Genomic DNA, 13524 nt, shown 5'->3' with positions numbered 1-13524 from the left:
CCTCGTCATTCATGGCGCAGCGCCTCGATCGGGCGCAGCGAGGCGGCCCTGCCCGCCGGGTAGCTGCCGAAGAACAGGCCGATGAGCGCGGACACCGCGAAGGCGAGCAGCACCGACGACGGCACGATCACCGGTTTGATGCCCGCGATGGTGAACTGGCTGCCGATCACCCCGACGGCGACGCCCAGCGCGCCGCCGAAGAGGCTCAACATGGTGGCCTCGACCAGGAACTGGCCCAGGATGGTGGACTTCGGGGCGCCGACGGCCTTGCGGATGCCGATCTCCCTGATCCGCTCGGTGACGGTCACCAGCATGATGTTGGTGATGCCGATGCCGCCGACGAGCAGCGAGATCGCCGCGACGGACGCGAGCAGCACGGTGAACGTGTCGGTGGTCGCGGTCCGCGTGGTGAGCAACTGCTCCTGGCTCAGCATCCGGTAGTCCGCGGTCTGGCCGATGCCGATCCGGTGGCGGCCATTGAGGATCGTGGTCGCCTGCGCCTGCGCGGCGGGCAGCGCGTCCGCGGACGTCGCCTGCACGACGATCTGCGACAGGCCGCCGTACCCGGTGAGCGAGTTCTGCACGGTCGTCAGCGGCGCCACCGCGAGGTCGTCGCCGTCCTGCGACCCGCTGGAGCCCTTGGTCGCCAGCACCCCGATGACGGTGAACGGGATGTTGTTGACCAGCACCGCGTTGCCGACCGGGTCGGCCGCCGGGAACAACTGGGTCGCCACGGTCGCGCCGAGCACCACGACCTTGCGGCCCTGGGCGACGTCGTCGTCGGTGAACAGGTTCCCGGTCGCCACGGCGGAGTTCGTGGTCTCGAAGTACGCCGGGTCGGTCCCGACGAACTGCGGCACGCTGTAGCTGATCCCCCCGATGCTCGCGGTGGCCGACGTCGAACTGACCGGCGACGCGGACTTCACGTCCGGCGCCTCGGTCCGGTCCGCCAGCGCGGTCGCGTCGGCGACCGTGAGCGGCTTCGACGAACTGGCCGCCGACGGGTTGCCGCCCCCGCCGCGCTGCGGCGAGATCGTCAGGATGTTGGTGCCCAGCCCCGCGATGCTCTGCTGCACCGCCGTGGACGCGCCGTTGCCGACCGCGAGCAGCAGGATCACCGACGCGACGCCGATGAGAATGCCGAGCGTGGTCAGCGTGGACCGCAGCTTGTTGGCCGTGACGCCGCGGACCGCGAACAGGCCGATCTCCAGGAGCCTCACACCAGCACCCCCGCGACCTGTCCGTCGACGACCCGGATCGTGCGCGACGCGTGCGCCGCGACCTCGTCCTCGTGGGTGATCAGCACGACCGTGCGGCCGATCGCGTTGAGCCGGTCCAGGATGCCGAGCACCTCGCGGCTGCTCCCGGTGTCCAGGTTGCCGGTCGGCTCGTCGGCCAGCACCATCGCCGGGCTGGTGACGAGCGCGCGGGCGATGGCCACGCGCTGCTGCTGGCCGCCGGACAGCTCGTTCGGCGCGTGGTGCGCCCGGTCGAGCAGTCCCACCAGTTCCAGCGCCGCGTTGGCGCGCCTGCGCCGCTCGGCCCGCCGGACGCCCGCGTAGACCAGCGGCAGTTCGACGTTCGCCAGCGCCGTGGTGCGCGGGATGAGGTTGAACGACTGGAACACGAACCCGATCTTCCGGTTGCGCAGCAACGAGAGCCGCGACTCGTCGAACTCGGCGGTGTCGATGCCGTCGAGCAGGTAGGAGCCCGAGGTCGGCACGTCCAGGCACCCGAGGATGTTGAGCAGCGTCGACTTGCCGGAGCCGGACGCGCCCATGATCGCCAGGTACTCGCCGCGCTCGACGGTGAGGTTCAGCCCGCGCAGCGCGTGCACGGCGGTGTCGCCCGAGCCGTAGGTCTTGCGCAGCTCGCGGACCTCGATGACCGGGTCGCTCATCGGCCGGGCCCGGTGCCCGTGCCGGTCCCGCCACCGACCCGGCCGCCGCCGACGCCGGTCCCCGTGCCGGGGAACCCGGTGCCGGTGCCCACGCGGTTGCCGCCCTGCTGCTGGGTGCCCGTGGCGACCTGCGGCAGCACGACCTGCTCGTTCGCGGTCAGCCCGGAGGTGATCTGCACGTACTGGTCGCCGCGCACGCCGACCTCGACGGACTTCCGGGACTCCGCGCCGTTCTCCAGGACCGTCACGGTGTTCGCCGCGCCGATCGTGGACAGCGCGGCCGACGGCACGGCGAGCACGCCGGTCGCCGACGCGACGGTGATCTCCACGCTGGCCGACTGGCCGGGCTTCAGGGTGGCGGGCGGGTCGGTCAGCGCGAGCGTGACGCCGTACTGCACCACGTTGTTCGACGTCGTGGGCAGCAGGTCGACACCGGTCACCTTGGCCTGCACGGGTTGACTCGGCAGCGCGTTGACCGTGACGGTGGCGGCCTGGTCGACCTTCAGCTTGCTGACGTCGCTCTCGGCCACGTTGGCGTGCAGCACGAAGTTCTTCAGGTCGGTGACGACGACGAACCCGGTGGGCGCGGTCGTGGTGGTGGCCGCCGCTCCCGAACTCCCGCCGCTCACCTTGTCGCCGACCTTGCCGGACACCGACGTCACCGTGCCGTCGCCGGGCGCGGTCAACGTGGTCGCGGCCAGCGCCTCGTTCGCCTGGTCCCGCGCGAGCACCGCCGAGTCGAGCGCGGTCTGCTGCTGCGGGGTGCTCGTCCCCTTCGCCTGCGCGTCCACCAGGGTCTGGTAGGCCTGGTTGACGTTGTTCTGGGCGATGGTGACCTGCAAGGACGCCTGCGCCGTGTCGACCGACGCCAGCTTCTGCCCCTTGGTCACGACGTCGCCGACCTTCACGTCGACCGACGCGACCGTGCCGGTGCCGGAGAACGACGCCGCGGCCGAGTACCCGCTCTGCACCGCCCCGGCCGCGGTGACGACCTCCGAGACGTCCCGGCTCGACACCGCCGCCGTCCGCACCGCCGTGGTGGACGAGGCCCCGCTGTCGGAGGCGAAGAACACGAGGTACCCGGCGACACCGCCACCGACCAGCACCACCACCAGCAACCCGTTGATGACCCAAACCCGGCTCAGGCGCCGACGACCGCTTCTCATGGGGACGCATCGTCACGGACCACGCTGTGACGAGTCTGCGAAGCAGCCGGCAGTTTCCTGTGGGTCACGTTCGGGGCGGCGCGGACGATCATCCGTGCGTGACGTCCAACGAGGTGAGACGTGGAGACCATGGCGACCCGGCACGACCTCGCGTGCTCACCGTGGCGGAAGAGGGAGCTCCGGGACGACGAGAGCGCTTTCCAGGAGCTGCTGGCGGACGAGGAGCGCGTGCTGGGAGCGGACCACGGGCTGACCAGGGGCACGCGGCACAACCTGCGCCGGGTGCGCGACGACATGGACTACACCGGCGGAGGGCGCTGACCCCGACGGGGAACGCGCGTGGGACGGCGGCGGCGTCCGGTCCCGACCACCGTCCGCCAGGACCGGACGGTCGTGACCTAACCTGGGCCCGCAACGTTCAGCACTGCCATTGGGGGATGGTCTCGTGAACGAAAGCCTTTGCAGGACATGCCGAATCCCGTTGCCGACCACTTCGGGCAGGCCGTCGCGGTACTGCTCCGCCGCCTGCCGCCAGCGCGCCTACCGCGCGCGGACCAAGTCCACACCGAAACCCCTGCCGCCGCTCGACCCCTGCCCGGGACAGGAGGTCCCGCACCTCACCGCGCAGGAACTGCTGGCGTGGCGCGGGATGCTGGAGGTGCAGACCCGCCTCGTCCGCCTGCTCGACGCGGACCTCCAGCGGCAGGCCGAACTGACCACCACCGAGTTCGACGTCCTTTACCAGCTCTGGACCGCGCCGGACCACCGGCTGCGGATGAACCAGCTCTCCGGCGTCGTGACACCCAGCGCCGTCACCAGGATCGTCACCCGCCTGGCCGACCGCGGCCTGGTCGCGCGCTCCACCGTGCCGGGCCGCCAGGCCGTGGACGCCCGGCTGACACCGGAGGGCGAGCGGCAGGTGGAGCAGGCCATGGACATCCTGTTCCGCGACGTCCGGCGCGAGTTCATCGACCGCATCCCGGCCCCGGACATCACCCGCCTCGCCGCGCTGTGGACCAGGCTCAGCCCGTTGGCGGCCGGAACAACGACAGAACAAGGACAGAAGCCGGACATGCTGTGACCACGGGGTTTTCCCGGCTCGGATCGGCCGTGGGCGCGAGGTACCTTGTTCGCGTCAGCACCCGGCACCGAGGAGCCGCGGATGGTTTCAGCCGACGGGACACCGGAGGTGTCCACGCCCCGCGCGCCGGACCAGGAGGCCGTGCGGGCGTTGGAGGTGCGCCTGGTCCCGGTCGGCGTCCACGGCAGGGTGCCCGCCCGGCGGCTCGAACCGCTCTCGACCGAACTCGCGTCGCACGGCCGGAACCACGGCCTGTTCGCCGAGGAGGAACCACTGGCGCTCGACTTCACCGACGAGAGCGCGTCCGCCTTCTCCTCGAGGTCCGGCATCGCCCTGCGGCGCAACGGACTGCGGTCGGCGTGGGCGGCGCTCCCGCGCGGCGCCGCGCCGGTCGAGGACGACGTGGTGGACCGGCTGGAGGACCTGATGACCGCGCTGCTCGCGCTGGACCTGCCCGTGCCGGACCGGGTGGCCCCGGTGGTCGCGATCGAACCGCTCGACCTCGTGCGCGCCGGAACCGGGCAGGAGCAGGGGTGGACGACCGCGACCGCCGAGGAGGACTTCGCCGTCGAAAGGCTCCGCGCCACCGTCCACGACGTGGCAGAGGACCTCGCCGCCCGACTGCTCGCCGCGGTCCGCCGAGAAGTCCCATGAGCGACCGGGAAGCTCCGCGCGTCTTCATCACCTACTCCCACGACACCCTGGCGCACAAGGAGCAGGTGCGGGCGTTCGCGACGTTCCTCCGGGTCGAGGTGGGCTTGGACGTGCACCTGGACCAGTGGTACGACAGCCGTCGGCTGGACTGGTCGGCGTGGGCGATCGACCACCTGACCAACGCGGACTTCATCCTGGTGATCGCGTCGCCCGAGTACAAGCGCCGGGCCGACGGCGCCGCGCCGCCGGACGAGGGGCGGGGCGCGCAGTTCGAGTCGGCGATCATCAGGGACAACCTGACCAAGAACCTCCGCGGCGAGACGGCGCGGGTGCTGCCCGTGGTGCTGCCGGGGCGTTCGGTCGACGAGATCCCGGTGTTCCTCCACGCCCACTCCACCACGCGGTACGAGATCGAGGAGTTCACCGTCGCGGGCGTCACCCCGCTGCTCGCCGCGATCACGGGTCACGGGCAGTACCCGCTCCCGGAACGCGGCGAGTTCATCGGGTCCCCGCACCACGCGGTGGGTCCGCAGCGCCGCGCGGTGCTGCTCGCCTCCCTGCCGTGGCTGGGCAGGAGCGCGGACCTGCGGCACGGCAGCGCGAAGATCGACGACCGGCACTACGGCGACAGCGTCGTGCTGCGGCCGTCGTTGTTCGCCTCCGACGCCAAGGGGTTCGTGGAGTTCGACCTCGGCAGGCGGTACCGGAGGCTGTCGTCGGTGGTCGGGGTGCTGGACGACGCCACAGAGGCGAAGCAGGTCGGCTACTTCCGGGTGTTCGTCGACGGGTCGCCGGAACCGGAGGTGGGCGCCGCGCTCGGCAGGCCCGGCCTGGTGGACGTCGACGTGACGGGGGTCCTGCGGGTGCGGCTGGAGATGTACCGGGCGGACGTGGTGCGCTCGTCGCTGATGGCCGGTGTGCTCGCCGCGGGCGGGCGGTCCGCGAACCTGCCCGAACTCGCGTGGGGCAACCCGACGCTCACCCCGGTGTCGTGACCGTGTTCCCTTGACCCGGAGGAGAGGGGGACGGATGTCCAGCAACGCCATGTCGGACGTGTCGGGGAACGTGGTGCAGGCGGGCGCCATCGAGGGCGGGGTGCACTTCCACGCGCCGACGGAGGTACGGAGAACTCCCCGGCAGCTACCCGCCACGCCCCGTGCGTTCGGCGGGCGCGGCGACCTGCTGGACGCCGTGGACCGGGCGGTGCTGGAGGCGCAGGCGGGCACGGTCCCGGTGGTGGTGCTGACCGGCATGGGCGGCGTCGGGAAGACCGCGCTGGCCGTCGCCTGGGCGCACCGGGCCGCCGACCGGTTCCCCGACGGGCAGCTCTACGTCGACCTGCACGGCTTCGGCGCGGAACAGCCCTCGGAGCCGGGCGAGGTGCTCGGCTCGTTCCTGCGGGCGCTGGGCGTGGACCCTAAGCACCTGCCCGTCGACGCGGAGGAGCGGGCGGCGCTGTTCCGCTCGCGGTTGAGCGACCGGCGGGTGGTGGTCCTGCTGGACAACGCGCGGAACGAGGAGCAGGTCCGACCGCTGGTGCCGGGACCGGGCTCGTGCGTCCTGGTCACCAGCCGGGCCGCCCTCACCGGGCTGGCCGTCGACCTGGGGGCCGTGCCGCTGTCGGTGGACGTGCTGCCCGAGGCCGAGGCGCTGGACCTGGTGCGAACGCTGATCGGCGACCGGGTGCGCGACGAGCCGGAGGCCGCGGCGGCGCTCGTCCGGCACTGCGCGGGCCTGCCGCTCGCGCTGCGCGTGGTCGCGGGTCTGGCGAGCTACCAGCCGGGAGTGCCGCTGGCCGACTTGGTCGACGCGCTGGCCGACGAGCGGGGCAGGCTGGACGCGCTGGACAGCGGCGACCCCAGGACCGCTGTCAGGACGGTGTTCTCCTGGTCCTACCGCCGCCTTCCAGCGGACGCGGCGCACCTGTTCCGCCTGCTGGGCCTCGTTCCCGGCACCGACATCGGCAAGACCGCCGTGGCCGCGCTGGCAGCCCTCCCCGGCCCCACGACGAACCGCCTGCTGAACGTCCTGTTCCAAGCCCAGGTAGCCGTCGACACCGGCCACGGCCGAGTCGGCATGCACGACCTCCTGCGGGTCTACGCCGCCGAACTGGCCGGGGACACCGATCCCGAAGAACGGCGCACGGCGGTCGTAAGACTGTTCGACCACTACCTCCACGGCGCGGCACAGGCAGACCTCCACCTGTCACCCCGGCGGTTCCGCGTCCCCCTCGAAGGCGAGGCACCCCCGATCACCGGCTTGGACAGCCGCGAGTCGGCCTTGGAGTGGATGACGACCGAACACGAGGCCATGGCCGCCCTGTTCCAGTTGGACGACCCGACCCTGGACCCCCGCAAGTGGCAACTGGCGTACACCATGCGCGGCTACTTCTTCCTCACGAAGAACTGGGACACCTGGGTCAAGACCCACCAGGTGGCCCTGGCCGCGACCCAACGCCTTGGCGACCTCGCCGCGGAAGCGTCCACCCGCAACAACCTGGGCCTGGCCCTGCTGGAACGCGGCGACCCCGAGTCGGCCGGACCGCACTACCTGCGGGCGCAGGAGATCTTCGAACAGGTGGGCGACCTCCGCGGCGCGGGCAACGCGATGGGCAACTACGCGTGGATCCTGCACGGCCGCAAGGACTACGAGGGCGCACTGGAGTGGGCCACCAGGGCACTGGCCAACTACGAACGCTGCCAGGCCAGGACCAACGCCGGGATCACCCTGCGCGGCATGGCCATCTTCGAGGCCGCGCTGGGCAGGCTGGACGACGCCATCACCCACCTCAACGAGGCGATGGCCGTGTTCGTCGACCGCAATTCACTGCTGGACCAGGTAATGGCCCACAACAGCCTGGGCGAAGTCCACTGCCAAGCAGGCAACGCGACAGCAGCGGAAGCCGCCCACCACACCGCCCTGGCACTAGCGCTGGACCAAGGCAGCCTCTTCGAACAGGCCAGAGCCCACCGAGGCCTGGGCCAAGCAGCCCGACTGGCAAACGACAGCCTCAGAGCCACCACAGAAATCCAAGCAGCTCTGGCCCTCTTCACCGCCCTATCAGCCACAGCGGAAGCAGAAGAAGCCACCACCGCCCTAACCACCTTGACCTGAACACGACCAGCACCCAACCCGCGCCAACACGGCCGGCACCCAACCCGCACCGCTACGCCCCCGCCACGGCCGCACCCACCCAACCCCGTCACAGACCGCCCCCGCCACCCCGATCCGAAGCGCCCTCGTGCCTTTCCCGCTTTGTCAAGGCATCTTTCCCGCCTTGACAAAGCGGGAAAGGCATCGAGACAATCACGCGAGCGGGGTGACGGGGACCCACCAGCCCTTCACCCACAGCCATCCCAACCCGACCAACACGCCCTAGAACCCAGCCACCCACTCCCCACCACCTCCCCCTACCCCCTCACCCTCACACAAACCCCGACAACCCAAACCGAACCCGCGCCTCACCAATCATCACCGGGTTCAACCCACCATGAACCCCATCAGCCTTCGCCCACAACTCCACAGCCTCCCCATGCCGCCCAGCCGCCTCCCGAACGTTCCCCAGCCCCGTCAACGCCCGAGCCACCTCATACCGACTACCGCACCTCTCCCCCAACTCCACCGCTTCCCCGTAACACCCCACCGCAGCCCCATGATCCCCAGCCTGGAAATGCGCCCAACCGGCACAGTTGACCGACATCACCACATCCAGGTGCAAAGCCAACCCCTCGAACTCCCCCCGAGCCTGCTCAGCATGCGCGACAGCCTCCGAATACCGCCCCAGTTCCGTCTCCACCAACGCCACCCCCCTCAACGCGATGGCAGCACTACGGGTCCGCCCCCGCCCCCGATACGACTCCATCACCTCCCGAAGCCCCCGCAAAGCGGTCTGGTGATCATCCAGGTACAACGCCGCCCAAGCCAGATTCGACAAGGCGTCAGTAATCCCGTGCTCATCCTCCAATTCACGGAAAAGCTCCAACGCCTCCTCGAAATACCCGACCGCCACCTCCAAATCCCCCCGGTCGACGTGAGCCATCCCCAAATTGTCGAGCGTCATCGCCAGCGCCTTCGAATCACCAACCGCCCGCGCCGACGACGCCGCCACCAGGTGGGTGTCGATCCACGGATCCCAGAGCTTCGCCAGGAAGAAGAAGTCCCGCAGGATGTAGGCGAGCTGCCAGCACAGCCGGTGCAGGCCGCGGGCGGCGGCCAGGTGGCACAGGCCGACCAGGTTCGGCCACTCCACGTCGATCCAGGTCAGCGCCGACTCGCGGTCGGTGAACTTCTCCGACACCTCCGGCAGGTCGTTCGGCGTGAACGGCGGCCGGAAGCGGTGCGGGGCCAGGAACTCGTCGCTCGACTCGGCCAGCAGCAGGTTGTGGTCGAGCATCCGGAGCACGGCGGCGGCCTGCTCGTCGGCGGTGATGCCGGGGAGGACCCGGTCGCGGGCGAACTCCCGCACGAGGTCGTGCACCGCCAGGTGGTCGGGGGTGTCGTGCGCGACCAGGTGCGCGTCACCCAGGTGGTCCACCAGGTTCCGGGTGTGCGCCAGGCCCGCGTCGGCGAGCGCGGCGGTCGTGCGGATCTCCACGTCCCGGCCGGGGTGCAGCGCGAGCAGGCCGAACAGCCGGAGCTGCTCGTCGGTCAACGCCTGGCAGGACAGGCTGAACGCCGCCGCGACGCTGCGTTCGCCATCGTCGAGCACGTCGAGCCTCGACGTCTCGTCGGCGAGCCGCTGCTCGAAGTCCTCCACCGTCCACAGCGGACTGCCGCGGAACCTGGCCGCCGCGATGCGGATCGCGAGGGGCAGCCTCCCGCAGCGCTCGACGACCCGGCCCACCACGTCGTCCGCGGCCGCCCGCGCGCGGTCACCGCCGACCGCGCGGAACAGGACGACAGCTTCCCGCTCCGGCAGCACGTCCACGGGCAGGTGCACGGCGTCGTCCAGCGCGTTCAGCCGGTTCCGGCTGGTGATGATCACTCTGCACCTCGGTTCGGCGGGGAGCAGCGGGGCGACCTGCGCCGCGCTGCGGACGTTGTCGAAGAACAGCAGGACGCGCTTGCCGCGCAGCCTGCTGCGGTACAGGTTGGCGCGGGCGTCGACGTGCGGCGGGATCTGCTCGCCGGGGACGCCGAGCAGCCTGAGCAGTGGGTCGAGGGCGTCGTGCGCGGTGGCCATCGCCGTGCCCAGCGCGTGGCCGCGCAGGTCGAGGAAGAGGCAACCGTCCGGAAAGGACTCACGCGCGTCCCACGACGCCCGCAGGCCGAGCGCGGTCTTGCCCGCGCCCGCCATCCCGCTGAGCACGCACGCGGTCTCGCCCACCTCGGACGCGACGAACGCGGCGATGCGCGCCAACTCCGCCGACCGCCCGGTGAAGTGCGGTGTGGTCGGCGGCAGACCCGTGATCGCGGTGACGACGTCACCGGTCTCCTGCCGCTCCGCCCGCTCCCGCACCAGCGCGGCCAGCACACCACCCGCGGTCAACGCGTCGTCGCACGCCTTCGCGAACTCCCGGTTGCCGGTCGCCTTCCCCGTCTCGACCTTGCTGAGGTACCCCTTGCTGTAGTGGATGCGCGCCGAGAGCGCCGACTGCGAGAGCCCCGACTCCTCGCGCAGCCGCCGCAGCGCGCCCCCGAACTCCACCGGTCGTTCTTCCATGGCCGCATCGTGCCTTCCCGTCGCCCCGATGCCCACAGCGTCACCCGCGACCGGCGTCGGGGAGAAGCGGTTTCCTGTTTCCAACTCGCCCGGAAACGTCCCGGACGCGAGGGTCAGGCCTTCGTTTCGACGACGTCCAGGTAGTGCCTGTTGAACATCAGGCCGAGCACGTTGCCGAACGGGTCGACGACCGAGGCCGTCACGTAGCCGGGGCCGCGTTCGGTGGGCTTGTCGTGGAGCGTGGCGCCCAGCGAGATCAGTCGCTCGACGCCGTCCTCCAACTCGTCGACGTGCCAGTACACGACCGCGCCCGCCGCCTGCTCGGTCCGCGCGTGCGGGGCGAACCTGGCGTCCAGGATGCCCAGTTCGTGCTGGTAGTCGCCGACGCGGAACTCCACGTAGGCCGGTGTCCCCTGCTCCGGCCGGGCGAAGTACGGCTCGATGCCGAGCACCTCGGTGTACCAGGCGACCGCCGCCGGGACGTCCTCGGCGAAGAAGGTGACGGTGGTGAGTCCTCGCAACATGGGGGTGTTCCTTCCTTCAGCGGATGACAACCACCATGTTCCGGGCTTAAGTGCTCACCAACTGAGCACTTTGTCGGACAGACTGGTGGCATGCGCGCAGATCGCCTCGTGGCCACCCTCCTGCTGATGCAGTCCCGCGGGCGGGTGACGGCCGCCGAGGTCGCCGCCGAACTGGAGGTCTCCGTGGCGACCGCCCGCCGCGACCTCGAAGCCCTGTCCGCGGCGGGCATCCCCGTCTACCCGCAGCAGGGGCGTGGCGGGGGCTGGACGCTCGTCGGCGGCGCCCGCACCGACCTCAGCGGCCTGTCCGCGCCGGAGGCGCAGGCGCTGTTCCTGCTCGTCGGCCCGGCCGCCGCCGTCTCGGGTGAGGCGAAGGCCGCGCTGCGCAAGCTCGTCCGGGCGCTCCCCCAGCGCTTCCGCGCCGACGCCGAGGCAGCGGCGAGCGCGACCATGATCGACCCGGCCCGGTGGGGTGACCAGGACCGCGAGAAGCCCGCGGTGGTCGACGTGCTCCAGGCCGCCGTCGTCCGGCGGCACAGGGTCCGCCTCACCTACGCGAAGCACGCCCGAGACCGCTCCGAACGCCTTGTCGACCCGTGGGGCCTGGTCGACAAGGACGACGTCTGGTACCTCGTCGCGGGCACCGACAAGGGGCGGCGGACCTTCCGCGTCGACCGGATCGTGGAGGTCGAGCCGACCGACGAGCCCGCCGAGCGCCCGGACGACTTCGTGCTCGCCGCGGCGTGGGAGGAGGTCGTCGGCGAGGTCGAGCGCAAGCGGTCGCGCACGACCGCCGTCGTGCTGGCCCCGACCCGCCACCTCTCCGTCCTGCGCACCCACTTCGGCAGGCACTGCCACGTCGAGGAGGAGCTGGCCGACGGCCGCTCGCGCGTCCGCGTCGCCGCGCCCACCCCGCTGGACATCGCCCGCCACCTCGCGGGCTGGGGCGCCCAGGTCGAGGTGCTGGAACCGGCGTCCGTCCGGGCGGAGCTGAAGCGGATCGGCGCCGAACTGACGAACGCCGCCCGCTGACCCGACGTCCCGGACCGGCCGCCGCCGGGTGGAGCGGCCCTACCGATCCGCGCCCATCATGGCCGCGAGCCCGCCCAGCAGCATGTCCAGCCCGAACTCGAACCGCTCCCCCGCCGTCCCGGCGTTGAAGAACTCGCCCGTGCGGGTCATGTTCGCGAACGCCCCGGCGGGCAGCGAATCCATGTACTCGGTCATCTGCCGCCCCCGCTTCGCGACGTCCTCCGGGTCCACCTCGCCGGTCGACCACATGCTGCCCTCGTAGGCGAAGGCCTTGGTGTACAACGAGAGCGCGTCACCCGCGTACGCCGCCTGCTTCAGCGTGAACCCGCCCGCGCGGAGCAGGCTGAGGACGGCTTCGCCGTGGCGCAGGGCGTTCGGGCCGACGGGCACCATGACCTGCCACGCGACCCGCGCGATCCCCGGATGGGCGTGCATGGCGCCCAGTTGGGCGCGGAACAGCTCCTTGACCTGGTCGCGCCAGCGCTCCGGGTCGGGCGCGGGCAGCGGGACGTCCTCCAGGACGCGGTCCAGCATCAGCTCGACCAGCTCGTCCTTCGTCGCCACGTGGGCGTAGAGCGAGGCCGGTCCGGTCTCCAGCGCCTGCGCCACCCGCCGCATGCTCACGGCGTCGAGCCCTTCGGCCAGCAGCACGTCCAGCCCTGTCCGCACGATCAACTCCTGCGACAGCCGGGGTTTCGCCGCGCGCCGGACGGGGGGTGTGCGCCAGGCCGGGTCGCTCATGCGAACACCGTACTTGACACGAACACCGTTCGAGGACGATCCTCGTTCGTGTTACGAACACTGTTCGTCCACTGAGGGGATCTCCCATGACCGAACACCGAGCGGTGGAGGCCGTCCTGCGCGACCTCACCGAGGCCTGGAACGCGGGTGACGCCACCGCGTTCGCCGACCTGTTCACCGAGGACGCCGACTACGTCACGTTCTTCGGCGTCAACACCCCCGGCCGCGCGGCCATCGAGGCGGGCCACCGAGCCCTCTTCGCGGGCCCGCTCAAGGGGTCGAAGCTGACCGGCACCGGCGAGCCGCCGAAGATCCGCTTCCCCCACCCCGACGTGGCCATCGCGCTGGTGGGCGGCAACTCCACGGTCGCGGACACCGCCCCCGACCCCGCTCGCGACTCCACCATCACCTACGTCCTGGTGCGCGACAAGGCCACCTGGCGCATCACCTCATTCCAGAACACGCGCCGCACGGGCGTACCGTCCTAGCCCGTCGACTCCTTGCCCGGCGCCGATTCCCGGCTTAAGTTCACTGCATGAACGAATCACCGGATCCGGCGTGGCTGCCCCCGTTCGCCCTGCGCGCGCTGGGTTCTCGGCGCGTCCGCGTCACCGGGGACGGGCCGGTCGTCGCCACCGTGCGCGCCGAGGTGCTGGCGGCGTCCGCCGAACTGGTCGAGGACGCGGGCCCGGTCGACCTGGACCTGGTGTGCGAACCGGACCCGGACGGTGATCCGGAGGCGTGGGGGGGGGGGGGGGGCCCCC

General features: G+C 71.4%; 14 protein-coding genes. 8 read left to right on the top strand and 6 right to left on the bottom strand.

What is annotated here, in order from left to right; genetic code table 11:
* Positions 1-5 precede the first annotated feature (5 nt).
* Genes NZH93_RS20460 through NZH93_RS20450 form a run of 3 tightly spaced genes read right to left on the bottom strand, consistent with a single transcriptional unit; the run spans position 6 to position 3066 of the window.
* Positions 6-1220: an ABC transporter permease gene (locus NZH93_RS20460; RefSeq protein WP_259624746.1), complete on the bottom strand. Its 1215-nt coding sequence runs from the start codon at positions 1218-1220 to the stop codon at positions 6-8.
* Positions 1217-1900, bottom strand: coding sequence for an ABC transporter ATP-binding protein (locus tag NZH93_RS20455; protein WP_259624745.1), 684 nt, complete (start codon positions 1898-1900; stop codon positions 1217-1219). The genes NZH93_RS20460 and NZH93_RS20455 overlap by 4 nt, the downstream gene beginning before the upstream one ends.
* The gene (locus tag NZH93_RS20450; protein WP_259624744.1) at positions 1897-3066 is read right to left on the bottom strand and encodes an efflux RND transporter periplasmic adaptor subunit; all 1170 of its coding nucleotides are present in this window, start codon (positions 3064-3066) and stop codon (positions 1897-1899) included. Before NZH93_RS20450 ends, NZH93_RS20455 begins: the two co-directional genes overlap by 4 nt.
* 120 nt (positions 3067-3186) lie before the next feature.
* Between NZH93_RS20450 and NZH93_RS20445 the strand changes: the two genes are divergently transcribed.
* From NZH93_RS20445 to NZH93_RS20425, 5 genes are all read left to right on the top strand, one after another.
* Positions 3187-3387 carry a hypothetical protein gene (locus NZH93_RS20445; RefSeq protein ID WP_259624743.1) on the top strand — a complete coding sequence of 67 codons (201 nt, stop codon included), beginning with the start codon at positions 3187-3189 and terminating at the stop codon, positions 3385-3387.
* 160 nt (positions 3388-3547) lie between these two features.
* On the top strand, positions 3548-4147 hold the full coding sequence (locus NZH93_RS20440) for a MarR family winged helix-turn-helix transcriptional regulator (protein ID WP_259624742.1): 600 nt from the start codon (positions 3548-3550) through the stop codon (positions 4145-4147).
* An 81-nt stretch (positions 4148-4228) separates the two neighbouring features.
* Positions 4229-4801 (top strand): hypothetical protein, encoded by a 573-nt coding sequence (locus tag NZH93_RS20435; protein WP_259624741.1) that lies wholly within the window; start codon positions 4229-4231, stop codon positions 4799-4801.
* Positions 4798-5796, top strand: coding sequence for an SEFIR domain-containing protein (locus tag NZH93_RS20430; RefSeq protein WP_259624740.1), 999 nt, complete (start codon positions 4798-4800; stop codon positions 5794-5796). The genes NZH93_RS20435 and NZH93_RS20430 overlap by 4 nt, the downstream gene beginning before the upstream one ends.
* Before the next feature lie 34 nt (positions 5797-5830).
* Positions 5831-7915, top strand: coding sequence for an ATP-binding protein (locus tag NZH93_RS20425; protein WP_259624739.1), 2085 nt, complete (start codon positions 5831-5833; stop codon positions 7913-7915).
* Between the two features lie 310 nt (positions 7916-8225).
* On the opposite strand, the gene NZH93_RS20420 is transcribed toward NZH93_RS20425, so the two are convergent.
* On the bottom strand, positions 8226-10463 hold the full coding sequence (locus NZH93_RS20420) for a helix-turn-helix domain-containing protein (protein WP_259624738.1): 2238 nt from the start codon (positions 10461-10463) through the stop codon (positions 8226-8228).
* A gap of 113 nt (positions 10464-10576) precedes the next feature.
* Positions 10577-10987, bottom strand: a complete 411-nt coding sequence (locus tag NZH93_RS20415) for a VOC family protein (protein WP_259624737.1) — start codon at positions 10985-10987, stop codon at positions 10577-10579.
* Positions 10988-11077: 90 nt separating this feature from the next.
* Between NZH93_RS20415 and NZH93_RS20410 the strand changes: the two genes are divergently transcribed.
* Complete coding sequence (locus tag NZH93_RS20410) at positions 11078-12019, top strand: helix-turn-helix transcriptional regulator (protein WP_259624736.1); 942 nt, start codon at positions 11078-11080, stop codon at positions 12017-12019.
* Between the two features lie 39 nt (positions 12020-12058).
* Here the strand turns inward: NZH93_RS20410 and NZH93_RS20405 are convergent, their stop codons facing one another.
* A complete protein-coding gene (locus tag NZH93_RS20405; protein ID WP_259624735.1) occupies positions 12059-12760 on the bottom strand; it encodes a TetR/AcrR family transcriptional regulator in 702 nt (233 codons plus the stop codon).
* Between the two features lie 86 nt (positions 12761-12846).
* Between NZH93_RS20405 and NZH93_RS20400 the strand changes: the two genes are divergently transcribed.
* Positions 12847-13248, top strand: a complete 402-nt coding sequence (locus NZH93_RS20400; protein WP_259624734.1) for an SgcJ/EcaC family oxidoreductase — start codon at positions 12847-12849, stop codon at positions 13246-13248.
* A gap of 47 nt (positions 13249-13295) precedes the next feature.
* On the top strand, positions 13296-13524 hold a 229-nt coding region (locus NZH93_RS20395), incomplete at its 3' end, for a hypothetical protein (RefSeq protein ID WP_259624733.1).

This window comes from Umezawaea endophytica, from assembly GCF_025061645.1.
Taxonomy (GTDB): domain Bacteria; phylum Actinomycetota; class Actinomycetes; order Mycobacteriales; family Pseudonocardiaceae; genus Umezawaea; species Umezawaea endophytica.
This window is presented reverse-complemented; position numbering and strand designations above follow the sequence as displayed.